Below are 19,482 nucleotides of genomic sequence, written 5' to 3'. Positions count from 1 at the left end.
GCCGCGGCTCAGAAGTAGTCGGTCATGTACGGCGTTGCCGCGAAGGCAGCATCGAGCAGCGGGTCGTCCTCCGGGTCGCCTCCGTCGGCGAGCCCCGAAGCGCGCAGGGTGGCGAGCGGCGTCCCACCGAAGAGCGCCGCGGCCCCGCGCGGCCCGAGCGCCACGCCGCCCGCCCCTTCGGTACGGCGCAGCACCCCCTGACCACCGGACACCACGAGCAGGTGTCGACCCGACGAGCCTTCGTGGAGCGGATCGGTGAGGACCAGGGGCACCTCGACGTCGATCGCGGCCGGGAAGCCGCGGGCGGCGACGGCGCCGGGGGCGTCGACCAGCCGCAGCATCCACCACTGCGTCTGGTGCACGGCCACCTCGTTGTCGGGCAGCATCCAGAACAGCGGGTCGTGCGGCCCCAGAGCGACCCGTACCGAGGACCGTGTGGACGACCCGGACCCGACGAGTCGCCACAACGCCCGCAGCGTCGAGGTCGATGCGGCACCCAGAGTCTGGACGTCCAGGTGGTCACCGGCGAAGGCGTACGAGACGACCCCGTCGTCGGCGAGGTAGGTCAGGATCTCGTCGTCGGCCAGGTCGACGGCCACCTCGAGGGGATCCCAGTCGAAGGGGCCGCTCTGGCGACGCGCCTGGTATCCGGCCGCGAGGAGGCGGGTCAGCTCGGCGGCGTCCTCAGGCCCGCCGCGGCGGAGCCGGACCGGCTCTCCGGAGAACCGCCTCAGCGCCTCGGTCGAGACCTCGACGACCCGCCGGGTGCCGGTGATCTCGTAACCGACCGCGCGGTACGGAGCAGTCGTCGCCGGATAGAGCGCAGAGACCAGGAACCCGAGCTCGCGGGAGCGCTCGAGCACCGCGCGCATGAGTGCTGAGCCGACGCCGCTCCCACGGTGCTCGGGCGCCACCACGACGCCGCCGATCCCCGCCATCGGCAGGCGACGCCCTCCCCACCACTGCCCGAAGGCGTTGATGCGCGCTGTCGCGACGACCGTGCTGCCGTCGTAGGCCGCCAGCTGTCGACCGGCGTCGACGGCTCGCGCGACCATGCCCTTCCACTGGTCGACGTCGGTCGACGAGAGCGGACCGAAGGACCGCGAACGGACGTCGAGCGCCGCATCGAGGTCGTCGAGGCCGAGGTCACGAATCTCCACCGCACGACCGTAGTGGCTGCCTGAGCCGCGAGCGATGGAAATACGCGAGATCCGGGAGGCTGCCGGTGGTTAGCGTCGTGGCATGCACATCATCGAGGTCGGCACGACCGACAACATCGAGGGAGCCGCGTACGGGGCGGGCGTCTCGATCATCCAGTCGGACACCCAGGTCGAGGGCAGCGGCCCGCGGCTGCACACCCATCCGTACGCCGAGACGTTCCTGATCCATGCCGGGAGCGCACTGTTCACCGTCGACGGTGAGGAGCTCGTGGGGCGTGCAGGCCACGTGATCGTCGTCCCGCCCGACACCCCGCACAAGTTCCGCGTGCTGCCGGGCGGCTACCGCGCGACGCACATCCACGCCAACGACACCTTCGTGACGGACTGGCTGGAGTAGGCGCCTGGCAGCGACGACTACGCTGGTGCCGTGACCGACGCGCCTGCCGCCACCGTTTCCTCCGCGAAGCCCCGCCTCGACACCGTCGAGAACGCCGCCGCCACCCCAGACCGGGAGCTGCCGTGGGCGGAGCTGGGACTGAAGCCCGATGAGTACGAGCAGATCGTCGAGATCCTGGGGCGCCGCCCGACCGGCGCCGAGCTCGCGATGTACTCCGTGATGTGGAGCGAGCACTGCTCCTACAAGTCGAGCAAGGTGCACCTCAAGAAGTTCGGCGAGCTCCCCCAGGAGACGCCGCTCGGCAAGACGCTCGCCGGGATCGGTGAGAACGCCGGCGTGATCGACGTCGGCCAGGGCTACGCGGTCACCTGCAAGGTCGAGTCCCACAACCACCCCAGCTACGTCGAGCCGTACCAGGGCGCCGCCACCGGTGTCGGCGGCATCGTCCGCGACATCCTCGCGATGGGCGCCCGCCCAGTTGCGGTGATGGATCCCCTGCGCTTCGGCCCCCTCGACGCCCCGGACACCAGGCGCGTGATGCCGGGGATCGTCGCCGGCGTCGGCGGCTACGGCAACTGCCTCGGTCTGCCGAACATCGGGGGCGAGGTCGTCTTCGACGAGACCTATCTGGGCAACCCGCTCGTCAACGCCCTCTGCGTCGGCGTCCTGCGCCACGAGCAGCTGCACACCGCTCACGCGTCGGGCGAGGGCAACAAGGTCGTCCTGTACGGCGCTCGCACCGGCGGCGACGGCATCGGCGGTGTCTCGGTGCTCGCGTCGGAGACCTTCAGCGACTCAGGGCCGACGAAGCGCCCGAGCGTCCAGGTCGGCGACCCCTTCATGGAGAAGCTGCTCATCGAGTGCACGCTCGAGCTCTTCGACGCCGGCGTGGTGGCCGGCATCCAGGACCTCGGCGGCGCCGGTCTGTCGTGCGCGACGAGCGAGCTCGCCAGTGCCGGTGACGGCGGGATGCACGTCGAGCTCGACACGGTCCCGCTGCGCGACTCCACGCTCTCTCCGGAGGAGATCCTCATGAGCGAGTCGCAGGAGCGGATGATGGCGGTCGTGGAGCCCGACCACCTCGACGCCTTCATGGAGATCTGCGCGAAGTGGGACGTCGAGGCCACCGTCGTCGGTGAGGTCACCACGACAGGGCGCCTGGTCATCGACTGGCACGGCGAGACCGTCGTCGACGTGCCGCCGCGCTCGGTCGCGCACGACGGTCCGACCTACGAGCGCCCGTACGCCCGGCCCGCCTGGCAGGACGCGCTGCAGGCCGACACCGCCGCCACGCTGGCACGTCCGTCGAGCGGCGACGAGCTGCGGGCCGCACTCCTCGACGTCCTCGGCTCTCCGAACCAGGCCGACAAGTCGTGGGTCACCGACCAGTACGACCGCTACGTCCGGGGCAACACCGTCCTGGCGCAGCCCGAGGACGCCGGTGTGGTCCGGATCGACGAGGAGACCAACCTCGGCGTCGCGCTCTCAACCGACTGCAACGGACGCTTCGCCAAGCTCGACCCGTACGCCGGCGCGCAGCTCGCCCTCGCGGAGTCGTACCGCAACGTCGGGGTCGCGGGTGCCCTGCCGCTGGCGGTGACCGACTGCCTCAACTTCGGCTCTCCGGAGGACCCGGCCGTGATGTGGCAGTTCGAGCAGGCCACGTCGGGCCTCAAGGACGCCTGCGCCGCGCTCGGCATCCCGGTCACCGGCGGCAACGTGTCGTTCTACAACCAGACCGGCGAGACGGCGATCCTGCCCACCCCGGTCGTGGGTGTGCTCGGCGTGATGACCGACGTCACCAAGCGGGTGAGGCAGGGCTTCGCCGCCGAGGGTGACGTGGTCCTCCTGCTCGGCACCACGCGCGAAGAGCTCGACGGTTCGGCGTGGTCGCAGGTGGCGCACGGCCACCTGGGTGGACGTCCGCCCCAGGTCGACCTTGCGGCCGAGAAGGCGCTCGCGGACCTGATGGTGGAGGTGGCGCGGCGTGAGCTCGCCACCGCCGCGCACGACCTCTCCGACGGCGGTCTGGCCATCGCCCTCGCTGAGGCGGCGATCCGCCACGGTGTCGGCGCGACGGTGTCGCTCGACGGAGGGTCCTTCGGTGGGGACGACTTCGTGCCGCTGTTCTCCGAGTCCACGGCCCGGGCCCTGGTGGCGGTCGCGCCCGACCACGTCGAGGGGTTCACCGACCTTGCCGCGTCGTACGGCGTCCCGGTCACGCGGATCGGTGAGACCGGAGGAGAGGCGCTGACGGTCGAGGGGGCGTTCTCCGTCCCGGTGGCGGAGCTTCGAGACCGCTGGTCGACCACCATCCCGGCCGCCATGGGGGCCTGAGCGCCGGTGTTCCCCACCCGCGCCTACCGGGCGGACGCCGAGGCGGTCGTGTCGCTGCGCGACGACCTCGCACGGTGGCAGCTCGGGTCAGGCATCACCCAGTGGCAGCCCGGTGAGATTACGGCGGACGAGGTGCGCGACCAGATCGCCCGGCAGCAGTGGTGGGTCGTCCGCGACGACGGAGCGATCAGCGCGACGGTCCGGGTGCTCGAGGCCGACCCCGCCATCTGGGACGATCTCGTCGATCCTGCGGCCGACGACGCGCTGTACGTGCACGGGCTGATGGTGCGGAGGGCCCACCGTGGACGCGGGCTCGGTGGAGCGCTGCTGGACTGGGTGGCCGGTCGCGCCCGCGACGCGGGGCGTACCAGCGTTCGGCTCGACTGCGCGGCGGCCAACGCCGGGCTTCGTGCGTACTACGCCGACCTCGGGTTCGTCGAGCGCGGCGATCGTGAGTTCCCAGGGCGGTGCAAGACCCTGGCACGGTTCGAGAAGCCGGTTGGCTGACCCCTCAGCGCCCGGTGCCGGCGAGGTCGGTGTCGCTCTCTGACGCGAGGTAGGTCCCGTGTCCCTCGACGACCAGCCCGTCGCGGAGCCGCAGCACCTCGCACACGAGCCCGCCCTTCTGGTTGCGGTAGTGGATGACGAGGGTGTCCAGCCCGGCGTACGCGCCGAGCACCTCGAACCGCAGGTCCGGCACGTGACGGAGGCCTTCGGTCCAGTAGTGCCGCAGGGCCCCCTTGCCGCGCAGCACACCGGCGCTGTCGGGGAGGAGCGCAGCGGCGACGGGGGAGCTGAAGACGACGTCGTCGGCGAAGTGGGCGAGAACGGCCTCGACGTCGTGGGCGTTCCAGGCGGCGCACCACTGGTCGGCGAAGGCGCGTGGGTGTGACGGCTCCATCAGTCCACCGTAGAGCGGCCGACGGACAGCGCTCCACTGCCGACGCGTGGCACACTCTCCACCCATGTGGACACCGTGGTCCCGTCGCTCGCTCGGGTCGGCCGAGGACCGGGCGACGTACGAGACGCTGCACACGGCCTCGCTGGCCGCGCCGGCGCTGCGCCGGGGCCTCGACGAGGACAGCGCCTCCGCCTCGCTCAAGCACCTGCGGACGCTCCTCGGCGCACCGTCGGTCGCGCTCACCGACACCGAGCAGGTCCTCGCGGTCGAGGGCTCCCGCGAGCGGCGCTCGGACGCGATGGAGCTCGCGAGACAGGCGATCGCGGCTGGCGCCACGCAGGCGTTCAGCACCCCGCACGCGCACTACCCGCACGCGATCGTGGCACCGCTGACCGTCGAGGACACCGTCGTCGGTGCCCTCGTGGTGAGGTCACCGACCAGCTCGGCCGGTCTGGCCCGCGCGACGACGGAGGTCGCGCGCTGGATGTCCAGCCAGCTCGAGCTGGCCGAGCTCGACAAGTCCCGTACCGCGCTGATGGAGGCCGAGCTGCGGGCGCTGAGAGCCCAGATCTCACCGCACTTCGTCTACAACTCCCTCGGCGCGATCGCGTCGTTCGTCCGGACCGACCCCGAGCGGGCGCGCGAGCTGCTGCTCGAGTTCGCCGACTTCACCCGCTACTCGTTCCGGCGCCACGGGGAGTTCACCACCCTGGCCGACGAGCTGCAGTCGATCGAGCGCTACCTCGTGCTCGAGAAGGCCCGCTTCGGCGACCGCCTCCACGTCACCGTGCAGGTGGCTCCCGAGGTCCTCTCCGTCCGGCTCCCCTTCCTCTCGATCCAGCCGCTGGTCGAGAACGCCGTACGTCACGGGCTGGAACGCAAGGCCGACGGCGGCACGGTCGTCGTGATCGCCCGCGACGCGGGCAACGAGGCGGTGATCACCGTCGAGGACGACGGGGTCGGGGAGGACCCGGACCGCGTACGCCGTGCCCTCGCCGGCGACAGCGCGGGGGACTCGGTGGGCCTGGGCAACGTCGACGAGCGGATGCGCACCGTCTACGGCAACGCGTACGGGATCGTCATCGAGACCGCGCCGAGCGCCGGCACGAAGGTCACCGTCCGGGTGCCCAAGTACGCGCCGGGCGCCGAGAGATGAGGGTCCGGCCGCACCAGACGTGACGCAGGCCACACCGCACACCTACACTCGTGCGCCATGGGTCTGAACGTTCTCGTCGCCGACGACGAGCAGCCGGTCCTCGACGAGCTCGTCTATCTCCTCGAGCGCGACGAGCGGATCGACCACGTCCGGGCCGTCGGCTCCGGCGCCGACGTCCTGCGAGCGCTGGAGGCCGACCCTGTCGACGCCGTCTTCCTCGACATCGCGATGCCGGCCCTGTCGGGCCTGGAGGTGGCGCGGGTCCTCGCCCGCTTCCGCAGCCAGCCCAAGGTCGTGTTCGTGACCGCGCACGAGGACCACGCCGTCGACGCCTGGGACCTCGACGCGGTCGACTACGTGCTCAAGCCGGTCGCGGAGGATCGTCTCCGCGAGTCCGTGCGCCGGATCTGCGGTGCCCGGTCGCCGCTGACGTCGTCGGTGACGGCGGACGACGACGTCGTCGCGGTCGAGCTCGCCGGCGTCACACGCTTCGTCGCGCGCAGCAGCGTGGCCTACGTGGAGGCGCAGGGCGACTACGTCCGGCTCCACACCGTCGAGGGCGACAGCCACCTGCTCCGTACGGCGTTGGTGACCTTGGAGCACGAGTGGGCGTCCGCCGGGTTCGTCCGGATCCACCGCAGTCTGCTGGTGGCGTCGTCGCGGGTGCGGGAGGTGCGGATGATCGCCGGCCGATGCTCCGTCCTCGTCGACGCCGGGGGCCCGCCGTACACCGAGCTGCAGGTCGCTCGCCGCCACACACGCGACCTGCGGGAGCTCGTCCAGCAGCGGTCCCGCTCCGGTGGTGGGGTGTCGTGACGGGCACCGACCCGGCGGTCGACCGGGTCCGCATCACCAGCCCTCACACGACCGCTCGTCCTCGCCGGCGCCGCACGGTCGTGCAGGAGATCGACGAGGAGACTGCCATCGGCGAGGTCTACGTGCGGTCGCTGGTGCGCTCGCAGCTGCGCCTTGCGCTGGTCGTCGCGGCCGTGGTCGCCGCCGCGATCGGGGGACTGCCGATCCTTTTCATGGTCGCCGATCTCGAGGCCGTCCAGGTCGGACCCCTCCCGTTGCCGTGGTGGGTCCTCGGCGTCGGGGTCTATCCGGTGCTGTTCCTGATCGGCTGGGCGTTCGTGGTGGCCTCGGAGCGCAACGAGCGTGCGTTCAGCGATCTCGTCGAACGCCCCTGACCGGGGCAAGGAGCATCCCCCGTGAGCAGCACGTACGCCGCGGTCGCCGTGGCGGTGGTCGCGCTCGCGACCCTCGGCATCGGCCTGTTCGGGCTGCGGTTCAGCAGGACCACCTCCGACTTCTACGTCGCGTCGAGATCGGTGAGCCCGCTCTGGAACTCGTCGGCGATCGGCGGCGAATATCTCTCTGCGGCGTCGTACCTGGGCATCGCCGGATTGATCCTGACCTACGGCGCGGACATGGTGTGGTTCCCGGTCGGGTGGACGGCCGGTTATCTGGTCCTCCTCGCGTTCGTCGCCGCCCCGCTGCGGCGGTCGGGCGCCTACACGCTTCCCGACTTCACGCAGATGCGTGTGCAGTCGACGACCGCGCGCGCGGTCGCGTCGATGCTGGTGGTGGTCATCGGCTGGCTCTATCTCATGCCGCAGTTCCAAGGCGCCGGGCTCGTCCTGCACACCGTGACGGGAGCACCGACGTGGGTCGGGTCGGTGATGGTCGCCGTGATCGTCGTCGTCAACGTGATCTCCGGCGGCATGCGCAGCATCACCTTCGTGCAGGCCTTCCAGTACTGGCTCAAGCTCACCGCGCTGCTGGTGCCGCTGGTGTTCCTGCTGCACGCCTGGACCGACGACGGGAGGCCGACCCCTGCCGACGCCGGGGCCTCGGCAGCCTGGTTGTCGCCGATGGCCGCGGACGCGCCCGGTCTGGCGCTCTATGCGACGTACTCGCTGATCGTGGCGACGTTCCTCGGAACCATGGGCCTTCCGCACGTCGTGGTGCGGTTCTACACCAATCCTGACGGGCGCGCGGCACGCCGGACGACCCTGCTCGTGCTGGCGCTGCTCGGCGTCTTCTACCTCCTTCCGACGGCGTACGGCGTCATCGGCAGGGTCTACGCCGCCGACCTGGTCGCCACCGGCAACACCGACATCGTGGTGCTGGAGCTGCCGATGCGGATGATCGGCGGGTCGCTCGGTGACCTGCTGGGCGCGCTGCTCACCGCGGGTGCGTTCGCCGCCTTCTTGTCGACGTCCTCCGGCCTGACGATGTCGGTCGCCGGGGTGCTCGCCCAGGGATCGGTGGGTCGGCGCGTCCTCGGACCGGTCGCCGGACTGCGCGCCGGCGCCGTGGTGGGCACGGTGTTCCCGCTCGTGCTCGCGCTGGCCTCGGACCAGATCGCGGTCGCGAGCTCGGTCGGCTTCGCCTTCGCGGTAGCCGCGTCCACGTTCTGCCCGCTCCTCGTCCTGGGCATCTGGTGGCGACGCCTGACCGCAGCGGGCGCCGTCGCGGGGATGCTCGCCGGCGGGATCGGCGCCGGAGGTGCGGTCGTCGCGACGATCGTGCGCGGGAGTGACGACGGCTGGCTCGACCTTCTCTTGTCGCGACCCGCCGCCTGGTCGGTGCCGATCGCCTTCGCCACCATGGTGGCCGTCTCGCTGGCGACCCAGAACCGGCGACCCTCCAACGTCGCGCGGACCATGGTCCGGCTGCACACCCCCGAGCGGCTGCTGCTGGATCGGGCGGACGGTCCCTAGCTCGGCCGCTCGATGATGTCGCGGTCGCGGGGCAGCTTGCGGACACCCACCAGCCGCGCCACCGGCCCGGCGAGGAAGAGCAGAAGAAGCCAGAACATCCCGACGCTCGGCGCCACCAGGTCGAGGAGGAACGCGAGCAGCAGCAGGCCCAGGGCGACGAGCCCTCCGCGGACGTCGAGCTGTCCCCGTACATCGCTCCGTTGGAGATCGGGGTGGCGCACGGTGAGCCACTGGATGACGGCCAGGCACGCGCTCGCGACGATCAGCACGCCGATGTAGAGCGAGTTTCCCCCTCTGGTGTCGCTGCTCAGCTCACCGAGGAGCTGGGTCGTGAAGGGGATGAAGACGATGCTGGCCAACCAGACGAAGTTGGTCCAGAGGATGGCGTTGGAGTAGTCGCGCAGATGCTCGAACAGTCGGTGGTGACCGACCCAGAAGTGCGCGATGACCGCGAAGCTGAGCGCGAACGCGACGAACGTCCAGCGTTCGTCGGCCAGCACGGACGCGACCGAGTGGGACCGTCCGTCCGTGACGAGGTCCATGAGGGGAAGCACGAGGAGGGTGATCGCGATCGCGACCGCGGCGTCGGTGAAGTTGACGAGCCGGTCCAGGCCGCGGTCCGTGTGAGTTCCCGCCATCCGTCCACTGTAGGAAGAGCCGGACGATGCGGCGCGGGCAAGCAGCAGCCGCGGACGCGTACCCGGCACCGAGGGGTGCCGAGGACGGCCGCGGCTGCTGGCCGAGAGGTCGTGGGGAGTCGCGTCAGCGACCGCGGCGCCCGGCCTGGGACGAGAACGAGGCAGCCCCACCGGAGCGCGAGGAGCTCGAGCTCGAGGCCGAGCCGCTGCCGCTTCGTGTGGCCGTCCCGCCACCGGAGCGACGTCGACGCGAACCGCTGCTGCTGCGGGCGCCCTCGCCGGAGCGCTGGCCCCCGCCGTTGTTGCCCCGGCCACCACTCCCGCGACCGCCGCTACGGCCACCGTTGCCGCGAGCGCTGGCCGCCGCGGCAGCGACGAGCGCCGGGGGCGGCGAGACGCGCTCGGCCTGCGGGCCGACGAGCGAGCCGATGATCTCGGAACCGGCGGCGACCTCGTGGTCGGTCGGCTTGATCGAGGCCGCGCGCATCAGCGTACGGACGTCGCGGCGCTGCTCGGGTGTCGCGATGGTGACGACGACGCCCGAGGCGCCGGCACGTGCCGTACGGCCCGAGCGGTGGAGGTACGCCTTGTGCTCGGTCGGCGGGTCGACGTGCACGACGAGCGAGACGTCGTCGACGTGGATGCCGCGGGCCGCGATGTCGGTGGCGACCAGGACTCGGACGGTGCCGTCGGAGAACGCCGAGAGATTGCGCTGGCGTGCATTCTGGCTCAGGTTGCCGTGAAGGTCGACGGCCGGGATCCCGGAGTCCGTGAGCTTCTTCGCGAGCTTCTTGGCCGCGTGCTTGGTACGGGTGAAGGCGAGCGTCTTGCCCTCGCCGCCGACCAGCTGGTTGATGAGCGACTGCTTGCCGTCGTGGGTCACGGAGAGCACGTGGTGCTCCATGTCCGGGACGTGCGACGTCGCCTCGTCCACCGAGTGGGTGACCGGGTTGTGGAGGTAGCGCTTGACGAGGGTGTCGATCCCGTTGTCGAGCGTCGCCGAGAAGAGCAGGCGCTGCGCGTCCCGCGGGGTCCGGTCGAGGATCCGCTTGACGCCGGGGAGGAACCCGAGGTCGGCCATGTGGTCGGCCTCGTCGAGCACGGTGACCTCGATGTCGCTCAGGTCGCAGTGACCCTGAGCCATCAGGTCCTCGAGCCGACCCGGGGTGGCGACGACGACGTCGACACCGTTGCGGAGCTTGGTCACCTGTGGGTTCTGGCCGACACCGCCGAAGATCGTCATGGTGCGCATCTGCATCGCCTGGGCGAGCGGCTGGAGCGTCTCGTGGACCTGGGTCGCGAGCTCGCGCGTCGGGACGAGGACCAGCGCGCGGGGGTTCTTGGCGCGCCGGCGGCGACCGCTGGCGGCGAGGACGGCGAGTGTCGGCAGGCTGAAGGCGACGGTCTTGCCGGAGCCGGTACGGCCTCGACCGAGCACGTCACGACCCGCGAGCGAGTCGGGCAGGGAGGCCGCCTGGATGGGGAAGGGGGTGGTGATGCCGCGCTCCGCGAGGGAGGCGACGAGAGGTGCAGGTACGCCGAGATCGGCGAAGGTGGGCACAGGGGTGTCCTTCAAGTCGTGGGGGTGGCCGTGATTGCAGCCACTCACGAATGAGGACGGGAGGGCGCGGGGTGCGCGCCGCTCGAGCAGACGACCGCGGACGCCGGATGCGTCCTTCGTCGACAGTACCCGGGATGCGGCCGTGACGACGAATCGAGTGGTGCTGATCACACACGTCCTGACCCTGGGGACCCCTACATTGCGGGGATGGGCACCACGGCCCCGATGGTCGGTGGACACCAACGTGAGACGTCGCCCGTGCCTGCGTACGCACGGGTGCCCGTGCTCTCTGCCGCCGCGGCGCTCGCGGTCGTGCTGCTCGCGACGGCCGGCCGCTACGGCTTCCATCGCGACGAGCTCTACTTCCGGATGCTGGACCCGTCGTGGGGCTACGTCGACCAGCCGCCGCTGATCCCGCTGATCGCCCGCGCGATGACCGACCTGGTCGCCGATGAGCCGTGGGCGCTGCGGCTGCCGGCGATCGCGGCCGTGGTGGCCTCCACGCTGGTGGTCGCCGCGATCGTCCGCGAGCTCGGAGGCGGCGCTCTCGCCCAAGGGCTGTGCGCCTGGACGTTCGCGTTCGCGACGTTCCCGCTCGTGGCCGGGCACGTGCTGATCACGACCTCGCCGGATCTCCTGGCGTGGGTGCTGGCGTCGTGGTTCGTGATCCGCGCCCTGCTCCGCGACGACGGCCGGTGGTGGCTCGCCGTCGGTCTCGTGGTGGGTCTCGCGACCTACGGCCGCCTGCTGATCCCGTGGTTGATCCTCGGCCTGCTCGTCGGCGTGGTGCTGGTCGGTCCCCGGCGGGTGCTGCGGTCGGGCTGGTTCTGGTCCGGCGGCGCGCTCGCCGCGGTCGTCGCCCTCCCGAACCTCGCCTACCAGGTCGTGAACGGCTTCCCGCAGCTCGACATGGGCGCGGCGCTGGCTGACAACAACGCCGACGAGGTTCGGGTGATGATGTGGCCGTTCCTCTTCATCATGCTGCCCGCCGTGTGGGTCGTGGGTGCGGTCGCGCTGTGGCGACGGCCGCAGTGGCGAGCCCTCCGTGCCTTCGACGTCGCCTTCGTGGTCGTCCTTGTGCTGACCTTCGTGGGGGGAGCGCAGTTCTACTACCCGGTCGGTGTGCTCGCCGTGCTGTTTGCCGCCGGCTGGGTCCCGACGGCGTCGTGGCTCACCCGCTCGTCGAACGCCGTGCGCGCAGGGGTCGGGGCGCTGCTGGTGCTGTACGCCGCGGTGTCCGTCGTCGTGTCGCTGCCGGTGATCGGCGTCGGCACGCTCGGGAGCACCCCTGTCCCGGGGATCAACCAGGCTGCCGCCGACCAGGTCGGGTGGCCGACGTACGTCCGTCAGATCGCCGCCGTGTGGGACGGGTTGTCGGCGGATGAGCGGGCCGAGGCAGCGATCATCACCAGCAACTACGGCGAGGCCGGGGCGATCGACCGGTACGGTCCCGCGCTCGGCCTGCCCACGCCGTACAGCGGGCAGAACGCCCTCCACGACCAGGCCCGGCCGCCCGACGGAACCGAGACGGTCGTCTTCGTCGGCGGCCAGTACGGGTTCGCGGTCACGATCTTCGAGGAGTGCGAGGCCGTGGACGTGCTCCGCAACGGGGTCGGTGTCGACAACGAGGAGGAGGGCGTCCCCGTGGCCGTGTGTCGCGGTCCGCTGCGGCCGTGGGCCGAGCTCTGGGACGACCTGCGGCACCTGGACTGACCCCGCCGTTCGTCGCGTGAGCGCGACCGCTCGGCGCGCGCGCGATGCCGTACGGCGACCGGTCGCGCACGTCCACCGAACCTCTCGGGTGTGACCTGGCACACACCCTGCGGCCGCCCCTAGCCTCACGCGAGAACACCCATGCCCGTGCGTCCCGAGAGGCGAAGCCGTGATCGAGAGAACCACAGCGGCGGAGGATGCGGCCTACGCACGCATCCGCTCCACCGAGGAGTTCCACACCCTCAAACGCAAGTACATAGGCTTCGTCGTCCCCGTGACGATCGGCTTCATGGCCTGGTACCTGCTGTACGTCATCTGCTCCAACTGGGCGCCCGACCTGATGAACGCCAAGGTCGTCGGCAACATCAACGTCGCCCTGATCTTCGGACTGCTCCAGTTCGTCTCCACCTTCGCCATCGCGATCTGGTACTCGAAGTTCTCCGTCAAGAACCTCGACCCGCTCGCTGACTCACTGCGCGCCGAGTACGACGAGGAGATCACCCGATGAGCGGACGCGACGTGGTCCTCGCAGCCAGTGCCGAGGGTGACCACCAGACTCTGACCACCGTCCTCTTCGTCGGTGTCGTGCTGCTCACGGTCGCCATCACGTTCTGGGCGAGCCGCAACAACAAGACGGCGGCCGACTACTACGCCGGCGGCCGGTCGTTCACCGGCTTCCAGAACGGCCTCGCGATCGGCGGCGACTACATGTCGGCGGCGTCGTTCCTCGGCATCTCCGGCGCCATCGCGCTGTCCGGCTACGACGGCTTCCTCTACTCCATCGGGTTCCTCGTCGCCTGGCTGGTCGCGCTGCTCCTCGTCGCCGAGCTGCTGCGCAACTCCGGCCGCTTCACGATGGCCGACCAGCTGGCGTACCGGATGCGGCAGCGTCCTGTCCGTACCGCTGCGTCAGTCTCCACCGTCGTCGTGTCGATCTTCTATCTCCTCGCGCAGATGGTCGGTGCCGGCGCGCTCGTGTCGCTGCTGCTCGGCGTCGAGGGCGACACGCTGAAGAACCTGACGATCGTCGCCGTCGGCGTGCTGATGATCTTCTATGTCGTGGTCGGCGGCATGAAGGGGACGACCTGGGTGCAGATCGTCAAGGCGGTGCTGCTCATGGCCGGCACGCTGCTGATCAGCATCCTGGTGCTGGCGAAGTTCAATTTCAACCTGTCCGAGCTGCTCGGCACGGCCGCCTCGAACTCCGGCAAGGGGCAGGCGTTCCTCGAGCCCGGGCTCAAGTACGGCGCCGACTTCACCAGCAAGCTCGACTTCCTGTCGCTCGGCATCGCCCTGGTGCTCGGCACGGCGGGTCTGCCGCACATCCTCATCCGCTTCTACACGGTGCCGACGGCCCGTCAAGCGCGCGTGTCGGTGAACTGGGCGATCGGTCTGATCGGCACGTTCTACCTGATGACGCTGATCCTCGGGTTCGGTGCCGCGGCGCTGCTCAGCGACGACCAGTACGCCAAGGTCGCCGAGTCCGGCGGCAACCTGGCCTCACCGTTGCTCGCCGAAGCCGTCGGTGGCGGCGCGGGCTCGACCGGAGGCGCGATCCTGCTCGCACTGATCGCGGCGGTGGCGTTCGCCACCATCCTCGCCGTGGTCGCGGGCCTCACGCTCGCGTCGGCGTCGTCGGTCGCGCACGACCTCTACGCCAACGTGTTCAAGAAGGGTGAGGTCTCCGGCAAGGACGAGGTCAAGGTCGCGCGGATCGCGGCGTTCGTGATCGGCGGCGTGGCGATCGCGCTGGCGATCCCCGGGCAGTCGCTGAACGTCGCGTTCCTGGTCGCCCTGGCGTTCGCCGTGGCGGCGTCGGCGAACCTCCCGGCCCTCCTCTACAACCTGTTCTGGAAGGACTTCAACACGCGCGGGGCGGTGTGGAGCATCTACGGCGGTCTGATCTCGGCCGTCGGCCTGGTGTTCTTCTCGCCGGTGGTCTCGGGCAAGGTCGACCCGGAGACGGGGGAGAGCCTGTCGCTGTTCGGGACCGGCGTGGACTTCAGCTGGTTCCCGCTGGAGAACCCCGGCCTGGTCTCGATCCCGATCGGGTTCTTCCTCGGGTGGCTGGGCACGGTCACGACCAAGGAGAAGGCCGACCCCGTGAAGTACGAGGAGCTCGAGGTCCGGTCGATGACCGGCGCGGGCGCCGAGTGACGGGCTGACCGACCAACCCTGACCAACCACGAGACACACGATTCCCCCGCTCTGACGCTCCTCCTGGCGGCAGAGCGGGGGATTCGTGCGTCCGCAGGGTCGCGTCGGTGAGGATGGACCCGTGACGGGAGTGCTCGAGGGGTTCGGCGTCATCACCGTCGTGATCGCGGTCGGCTTCGTCCTCGCGCACCTCGGGGTGGTGACGCTGGACTACCAGTGGATGCTCTCGCGCCTGGTGTTCTTCGTCGGCAGCCCCGCGTTGCTGTTCTCGGTCCTCGCCGACACCGACGTCGGCGGCGCACTGTCGAAGGCGCTGGTCGCGAATGCGGCGAGCGTCGCGGCGGTGGCGCTGGTCGCTCTCGTGCTCGCGCGGTGGCGGTGGCGTCGCGGGTGGGCCGACACCACGCTGGCCGCCCTCTGTGCGGGTTACGTCAACGCCGGCAACCTCGGCCTCCCGATCGCGATCTACGTGCTGGGTGACGCGTCCGCGGTCGCCGGTGCGCTGCTCCTCCAGCTGCTCGTCCTCGCGCCGCTGGCGTTCGTCGTCCTCGACCAGTCGGAGTCGATGGAGCGACCGACGGTGCTGACGGTGCTGTCGCGTCCCTTCCGCAACCCGCTCACGGTCGGCGCGGTCGTCGGGGTGGTGGTCGCGCTCACCGGCGTGCCGGTCCCGAGGTGGGTGGCCGACCCGATCGACCTGCTTGCCGGGCTCGCCATCCCCGGGATGCTGATCGCGTTCGGCATCTCGCTGCGGCTGGGGCCGAAACCCGGCGCGAGCGGCGCCGGCACCCAGGTGGCGATCCTGACGGTCGTCAAGCTGGCCGTCCAGCCGCTCGTCGCCTACCTCGTCGCGCGCTTCGCCCTCGGTCTCGACGGCAGCGCCCTGCTCGCCGTGGTGGTGGTCGCGGGTCTTCCCACGGCGCAGAACGTGTTCGTCACCGCGGTGCGCTACGACCGGTCGGTGGCGGTCGTGCGGGATGTCGTGTTCGCGACCACCGTGCTCTCGTTCCTCACGATCCTGGCGATCGCGGCCCTGCTGGCATAGCGGCCTCAGTCGTTCGGCAGGACCACGGCACGCCCTCGGATCTCTCCGGCGTGCAGACGCTCGTACGCCTGGGGTGCTTCGTCGAGCGAGTAGGTCTCGACCTCGACGTGGAGCTGGTCGCGGCGTGCCATCTCGAAGACCTCGATGAGCTCGAACCGGGTGCCCCAGTACGGCGCCCGGAACGCGGCGTCGTACGGGGTGACCCCGAATCCGACCGGCACGGCGCCTCCACCGATACCGACGAGCTGCACGTCGCCCTCGAGTGCGACCGACGCCGCCGCGATCGCGCCGGTGGCCGGAGCGCCGACGAAGTCGAAGACGGCCTCGGCGCCGAGACCGCCGGTGAGCCGCTTGATCGCCTCCGGTGCCTCATCGTTCGAGAGGACCGCCTCGTGGGCCCCGACCTCCTTGGCGAGGGCGAGCTTCTCGTCGTTGACGTCGAGCGCGATCACGCGGGCGCCGGTGAGCGCACGCAGGATCTGGATCGCGACGTGTCCGAGGCCGCCGGCGCCGATCACCACGGCCGTGCTGCCCCCGACGAGCTTCGGCATGGCGGTGCGGATCGCGTGGTACGGCGTCAGGCCCGCGTCGGTCAGCGACACGTTGCGCACAGGGTCGAGGTCGCCCAGAGGGACGAGGTGTCGTACGTCGTCGACGATCATGTACTCCGCGATCGCGCCGGGCGCTCCGAGCCCCGGCGGCGCGATGCCGAGCTCGACGGCGTACGGGCAGGAGTTCTCCGCACCGCGCGAGCAGGCGTGGCAGCGTCCGCAGCCCCAGGGGCCGTACACCGCGACCGAGTCGCCGAGCGCCACGTTCGTCACTCCGTCCCCGAGCGCGTCGACGGTGCCGGCGCCCTCGTGGCCGAGTGTGAGCGGCAGCCCGAAGGTGTAGGCCTCCGCCGGCAGGCTCATCACGAACTCGTCGGAGTGGCAGACCCCGGCGGCCGACACCTTCAGCCGGACCTCGCCGGGCCCTGGCTCCGGGGTCTCCACCTCGACGACCCGAGGAGGACTGCCGATCTCGACGTACTGGAGTGCTCGCATCTGTTCACGCTAGATCCGCCCTGCAGGTTCAGCGAGCGCAGCGCGTCGAGGCCCTCTCCTGCACAATGGCGCGGTGACCACACGCGCGCTCGTTCTCGGTGGCGGCGGGATCACCGGCATCGCCTGGGAGATCGGACTGCTGCACGGCCTCATCGAGGCCGGTGTCGACCTCACCGGCGCCGACCTCGTCCTCGGCACCTCGGCGGGATCGGTGGTCGGGGCGCAGGTGACCAACGGTGCGACGACCGAGGCGATGTACGAACGCCAGCTCTCCCCGCTCGGCACGTACGGCCCCGAGCCCGCGTCGTCGATCGGCTGGGGCGTGACGGCACGGTGGGTGGTGCTCGGACTGCGCAGCGGACGCGACGCCGAGGCGCTCGGTCGGCGCCTCGGCGCGTACGCGGTGAGCGAGGCCGCTGCCGGTCGCGTCGCGACGGAGGAGGAGCGCGTCGCCGTGATCCGCGACCGGCTCGTGTCGCAGGAGTGGCCGGCGCGCGAGCTGCGGGTGACCGCGGTGGACGCCGACACCGGCGCCTTCCGGACGTTCAGCCGCGAGGACGGGGTCCCGCTGGCCCGCGCGATCGCGGCGAGCTGTGCCGTCCCCGGTGTCTTCGCGCCGGTGACGATCGACGGCCACCGCTACATCGACGGAGGCACGAGGTCGTCGTCGAACGCCGACCTGGCTGCTCGCTACGACCGCGTGGTGGCGCTGACACCGGTCGCGGTCGAGCTCCCGACCTGGAGGCGAGCGGCGTCGCAGCTCTCCGGATCGGACGCCGTCCACACGATCATCGCGCCGGACCTCGCCTCGCGTCGGGCGATCGGGCGCAACGTCCTCGACCCCGCGTCCCGGGCCCGCACCGCGCGGGCAGGACGCGACCAGGCCGCGACCATCGCCCGCGCCGTCTCCGAGGTCTGGGGCTGACGGGGTGGCGCGACGACTGAAGCCCCTCGACCCGGCGGCCTGGGACGCCGTGGCGGCGCGGCTGGACCTCGCGACCACCGGCAGCCAGCAGGTGTCGCCGGACGACCTACGCGCGGCGACGAAGCACCTGCTCGCCGTCCTGGACCAGCGGGCGCCCGGCAACAGCGTCGAGGTGCGGGTCCCTCCGTACGCCGCCGTGCAGGTGATCCCGGGCGCTCGGCACACCCGCGGCACGCCTCCGGCGGTCGTGGAGACCGACGCGCCGACGTGGATCGCCCTCGCCACTGGGCGTACGACGTGGGCGGAGGCGGTCTCCGCGGGCAAGGTCCGCGCCTCGGGCGAGCGCAGCAACCTCTCGCCCTACCTCCCGCTGGTCTGAGCGCTAGCGTCTGCCGGCGCGCAGGGAGGCCCACAGCCGGGGCTCCGCGGTCGCCCACCTCGGGAGCTTGACCTTCGTGCGGTAGGCGACGACGGCCCGTTGGGTGGTCGCGTCGAACAGTCCGTTGCGGGGGACGGGGCGTCCGAGGGCCGCTGTCAGCGAGCGCTGCAGCCGATAGACGTGCTTGCCGTTCGAGCCGCGCTTGAGGACCGGCGCGGCCTTCCCGTTCGACAGCAGCGCGACCCACGTCCGACGCGACACCACGCCGGTCTGCTTCCATCCCCGGGCGGCCTGGAACCGTTTGACGGCACGCTGCGACTTGGCGCCGTGGACCGGTCCGCGTGTGGATCCCTTGAAGTAGCCGTTCTGACGGAGCAGGCACTTCGCGGCAGGCGTCAGGGTGGGGCGGCGCTGCTGGGGCCGCAGTGCCCGGTACCTCTGGATCTTGTGCGTGCCGCACTGTGCCCGGGGCTTGGTCGCCCGCGACCCCGCGCCGACGTCGAGGTAGTTGCGGTCGATGTTGATGGCGACACCGTTGTAGCGACTCACCCGGTTGCCGACGTACTGGTGGATCCGCTTGCCCCTGGCCCAGTAGCGGTCGTCGAGGTACGGCTCCGCGGCCAGGTTGGCCTTGCCGTTGTACCAGCCGAACCACAGGTGGTTGGGGTAGTGGTAGTTGTCGACCTGGGCCACGCGGAGCCGGTTCATCGCGGCGATGGCCGCCGAGGCGCTCGAGTAGAGGCCCGAGCGGTAGCCGTGCTGAGCGAGTCGTGAGCCCCACCCGTCGACGAAGCTGACGACGGCGGTGTTGCACGCGGAGTTCGCGATGGAGTACGCCTCGATGTCGAGGTAGAGGACCCGCTTCCGGCCGATGCCGAGTGCCTTGGCCGACGCCACGCTCTCGTTGGCGGCCGCGACGCCCTGGGCCCGCGCGGTCGTCGGGTTGATCGACATCTTCTGCTTCCTGCCGCTGTAGCAGGGAGCCTGCCTCCCGACGTGGAGCGGGAGAAGGCGCCAGCCCCGGCGGGCCTGCGTCGTGACCCAGCTGCGGGTCAGCGCGGGTTGGGCGCAGGCACGTGACGAGCCGGAGATGTAGACGCCGACGGCGGCGTACGGGGACGAGACCCACCACGCGTCCATCTGGGCCTGCGTCGGCGCCGTGCAGGCGTCGAACGCGAATCCGGTGAAGCTTCCTGGAGCCTCGACCGCTGAGGCTGGGGCGGCAGCGAGGGCCGGCGCGAGCAGTCCTGCGGCGAGAGCGAGACCTGTGGCGGCAGCGCCGATCCGGCGCGTGGAGGCGCCACGGAGACGGCTGGCGAGTGTAGACATGATCCCCCGTAT

19 protein-coding genes are annotated in these 19,482 nt (G+C 71.1%); 13 read left to right on the top strand and 6 right to left on the bottom strand.

Features of this window, described 5'->3' with window-relative positions:
• Positions 1 to 8: 8 nt before the first annotated feature.
• Entirely contained in the window at positions 9 to 1,160 is a 1,152-nt protein-coding gene (gene eis / locus KV097_RS15305) for an enhanced intracellular survival protein Eis (RefSeq protein WP_220366348.1), read from the bottom strand.
• 82 nt (positions 1,161 to 1,242) lie between these two features.
• On the opposite strand from eis, the gene KV097_RS15300 reads away from it, so the two are divergent.
• Genes KV097_RS15300 through KV097_RS15290 form a run of 3 tightly spaced genes read left to right on the top strand, consistent with a single transcriptional unit; the run spans position 1,243 to position 4,401 of the window.
• The gene (locus KV097_RS15300) at positions 1,243 to 1,557 is read left to right on the top strand and encodes a cupin domain-containing protein (protein WP_220345962.1); all 315 of its coding nucleotides are present in this window, start codon (positions 1,243 to 1,245) and stop codon (positions 1,555 to 1,557) included.
• A gap of 30 nt (positions 1,558 to 1,587) precedes the next feature.
• A complete protein-coding gene (gene purL, locus KV097_RS15295) occupies positions 1,588 to 3,894 on the top strand; it encodes a phosphoribosylformylglycinamidine synthase subunit PurL (RefSeq protein WP_220366347.1) in 2,307 nt (768 codons plus the stop codon).
• A gap of 6 nt (positions 3,895 to 3,900) precedes the next feature.
• The gene (locus KV097_RS15290; RefSeq protein WP_220343244.1) at positions 3,901 to 4,401 is read left to right on the top strand and encodes a GNAT family N-acetyltransferase; all 501 of its coding nucleotides are present in this window, start codon (positions 3,901 to 3,903) and stop codon (positions 4,399 to 4,401) included.
• A 4-nt stretch (positions 4,402 to 4,405) separates the two neighbouring features.
• On the opposite strand, the gene KV097_RS15285 is transcribed toward KV097_RS15290, so the two are convergent.
• Entirely contained in the window at positions 4,406 to 4,795 is a 390-nt protein-coding gene (locus tag KV097_RS15285) for a nuclear transport factor 2 family protein (protein WP_220343245.1), read from the bottom strand.
• Between the two features lie 64 nt (positions 4,796 to 4,859).
• Between KV097_RS15285 and KV097_RS15280 the strand changes: the two genes are divergently transcribed.
• Genes KV097_RS15280 through KV097_RS15265 form a run of 4 tightly spaced genes read left to right on the top strand, consistent with a single transcriptional unit; the run spans position 4,860 to position 8,677 of the window.
• The gene (locus KV097_RS15280; protein ID WP_220343246.1) at positions 4,860 to 5,951 is read left to right on the top strand and encodes a sensor histidine kinase; all 1,092 of its coding nucleotides are present in this window, start codon (positions 4,860 to 4,862) and stop codon (positions 5,949 to 5,951) included.
• 57 nt (positions 5,952 to 6,008) lie between these two features.
• Positions 6,009 to 6,767, top strand: coding sequence for a LytTR family DNA-binding domain-containing protein (locus KV097_RS15275; protein ID WP_220343247.1), 759 nt, complete (start codon positions 6,009 to 6,011; stop codon positions 6,765 to 6,767).
• Positions 6,764 to 7,141, top strand: a complete 378-nt coding sequence (locus KV097_RS15270) for a hypothetical protein (RefSeq protein ID WP_220343248.1) — start codon at positions 6,764 to 6,766, stop codon at positions 7,139 to 7,141. Before KV097_RS15275 ends, KV097_RS15270 begins: the two co-directional genes overlap by 4 nt.
• Before the next feature lie 21 nt (positions 7,142 to 7,162).
• On the top strand, positions 7,163 to 8,677 hold the full coding sequence (locus KV097_RS15265; RefSeq protein ID WP_220366346.1) for a cation acetate symporter: 1,515 nt from the start codon (positions 7,163 to 7,165) through the stop codon (positions 8,675 to 8,677).
• Here KV097_RS15265 and KV097_RS15260 read toward each other — a convergent pair.
• Positions 8,674 to 9,315 (bottom strand): TMEM175 family protein, encoded by a 642-nt coding sequence (locus KV097_RS15260; protein ID WP_220343250.1) that lies wholly within the window; start codon positions 9,313 to 9,315, stop codon positions 8,674 to 8,676. The two genes, KV097_RS15265 and KV097_RS15260, sit on opposite strands and share 4 nt — an antisense overlap.
• A gap of 124 nt (positions 9,316 to 9,439) precedes the next feature.
• The gene (locus tag KV097_RS15255; RefSeq protein ID WP_301021490.1) at positions 9,440 to 10,876 is read right to left on the bottom strand and encodes a DEAD/DEAH box helicase; all 1,437 of its coding nucleotides are present in this window, start codon (positions 10,874 to 10,876) and stop codon (positions 9,440 to 9,442) included.
• A gap of 207 nt (positions 10,877 to 11,083) precedes the next feature.
• Here KV097_RS15255 and KV097_RS15250 point away from each other — a divergent pair, with 207 nt between their 5' ends.
• The 4 genes from KV097_RS15250 to KV097_RS19825 all read left to right on the top strand — a co-directional run bounded on the left by KV097_RS15250 (position 11,084) and on the right by KV097_RS19825 (position 15,791).
• Complete coding sequence (locus tag KV097_RS15250; RefSeq protein WP_255559663.1) at positions 11,084 to 12,589, top strand: glycosyltransferase family 39 protein; 1,506 nt, start codon at positions 11,084 to 11,086, stop codon at positions 12,587 to 12,589.
• Positions 12,590 to 12,758: 169 nt separating this feature from the next.
• On the top strand, positions 12,759 to 13,097 hold the full coding sequence (locus KV097_RS15245) for a DUF485 domain-containing protein (RefSeq protein ID WP_220343253.1): 339 nt from the start codon (positions 12,759 to 12,761) through the stop codon (positions 13,095 to 13,097).
• Entirely contained in the window at positions 13,094 to 14,746 is a 1,653-nt protein-coding gene (locus tag KV097_RS15240; RefSeq protein WP_220343254.1) for a cation acetate symporter, read from the top strand. The genes KV097_RS15245 and KV097_RS15240 overlap by 4 nt, the downstream gene beginning before the upstream one ends.
• A gap of 121 nt (positions 14,747 to 14,867) precedes the next feature.
• Positions 14,868 to 15,791, top strand: a complete 924-nt coding sequence (locus KV097_RS19825; RefSeq protein ID WP_220366343.1) for an AEC family transporter — start codon at positions 14,868 to 14,870, stop codon at positions 15,789 to 15,791.
• Positions 15,792 to 15,796: 5 nt separating this feature from the next.
• Here the strand turns inward: KV097_RS19825 and KV097_RS15230 are convergent, their stop codons facing one another.
• Complete coding sequence (locus tag KV097_RS15230; protein WP_220366342.1) at positions 15,797 to 16,837, bottom strand: NAD(P)-dependent alcohol dehydrogenase; 1,041 nt, start codon at positions 16,835 to 16,837, stop codon at positions 15,797 to 15,799.
• A 73-nt stretch (positions 16,838 to 16,910) separates the two neighbouring features.
• Between KV097_RS15230 and KV097_RS15225 the strand changes: the two genes are divergently transcribed.
• Together KV097_RS15225 and KV097_RS15220 are read left to right on the top strand one after the other, a co-directional pair.
• Complete coding sequence (locus KV097_RS15225) at positions 16,911 to 17,762, top strand: patatin-like phospholipase family protein (RefSeq protein ID WP_220366341.1); 852 nt, start codon at positions 16,911 to 16,913, stop codon at positions 17,760 to 17,762.
• A 4-nt stretch (positions 17,763 to 17,766) separates the two neighbouring features.
• Positions 17,767 to 18,141 (top strand): sterol carrier family protein, encoded by a 375-nt coding sequence (locus tag KV097_RS15220; RefSeq protein WP_220343258.1) that lies wholly within the window; start codon positions 17,767 to 17,769, stop codon positions 18,139 to 18,141.
• Positions 18,142 to 18,144: 3 nt separating this feature from the next.
• On the opposite strand, the gene KV097_RS15215 is transcribed toward KV097_RS15220, so the two are convergent.
• A complete protein-coding gene (locus tag KV097_RS15215; protein ID WP_220345973.1) occupies positions 18,145 to 19,470 on the bottom strand; it encodes a glycoside hydrolase domain-containing protein in 1,326 nt (441 codons plus the stop codon).
• Positions 19,471 to 19,482: the final 12 nt, after the last annotated feature.

Origin of the sequence: Mumia sp. zg.B17 (genome assembly GCF_019550915.1) — a bacterium.
Taxonomy (GTDB): domain Bacteria; phylum Actinomycetota; class Actinomycetes; order Propionibacteriales; family Nocardioidaceae; genus Mumia.
This window is presented reverse-complemented; position numbering and strand designations above follow the sequence as displayed.

Excerpts from the sequence above, each read along its gene's own strand:
- KV097_RS15300 (WP_220345962.1), top strand. The coding sequence starts at position 1,243 with ATGCACATCATCGAGGTCGGCACGACCGACAACATCGAGGGAGCCGCG.
- KV097_RS15285 (WP_220343245.1), bottom strand. The coding sequence starts at position 4,795 with ATGGAGCCGTCACACCCACGCGCCTTCGCCGACCAGTGGTGCGCCGCC.
- KV097_RS15280 (WP_220343246.1), top strand. The coding sequence starts at position 4,860 with ATGTGGACACCGTGGTCCCGTCGCTCGCTCGGGTCGGCCGAGGACCGG.
- KV097_RS15275 (WP_220343247.1), top strand. The coding sequence starts at position 6,009 with ATGGGTCTGAACGTTCTCGTCGCCGACGACGAGCAGCCGGTCCTCGAC.
- KV097_RS15260 (WP_220343250.1), bottom strand. The coding sequence starts at position 9,315 with ATGGCGGGAACTCACACGGACCGCGGCCTGGACCGGCTCGTCAACTTC.
- KV097_RS15250 (WP_255559663.1), top strand. The coding sequence starts at position 11,084 with ATGGGCACCACGGCCCCGATGGTCGGTGGACACCAACGTGAGACGTCG.
- KV097_RS15240 (WP_220343254.1), top strand. The coding sequence starts at position 13,094 with ATGAGCGGACGCGACGTGGTCCTCGCAGCCAGTGCCGAGGGTGACCAC.
- KV097_RS15230 (WP_220366342.1), bottom strand. The coding sequence starts at position 16,837 with ATGCGAGCACTCCAGTACGTCGAGATCGGCAGTCCTCCTCGGGTCGTC.
- KV097_RS15215 (WP_220345973.1), bottom strand. The coding sequence starts at position 19,470 with ATGTCTACACTCGCCAGCCGTCTCCGTGGCGCCTCCACGCGCCGGATC.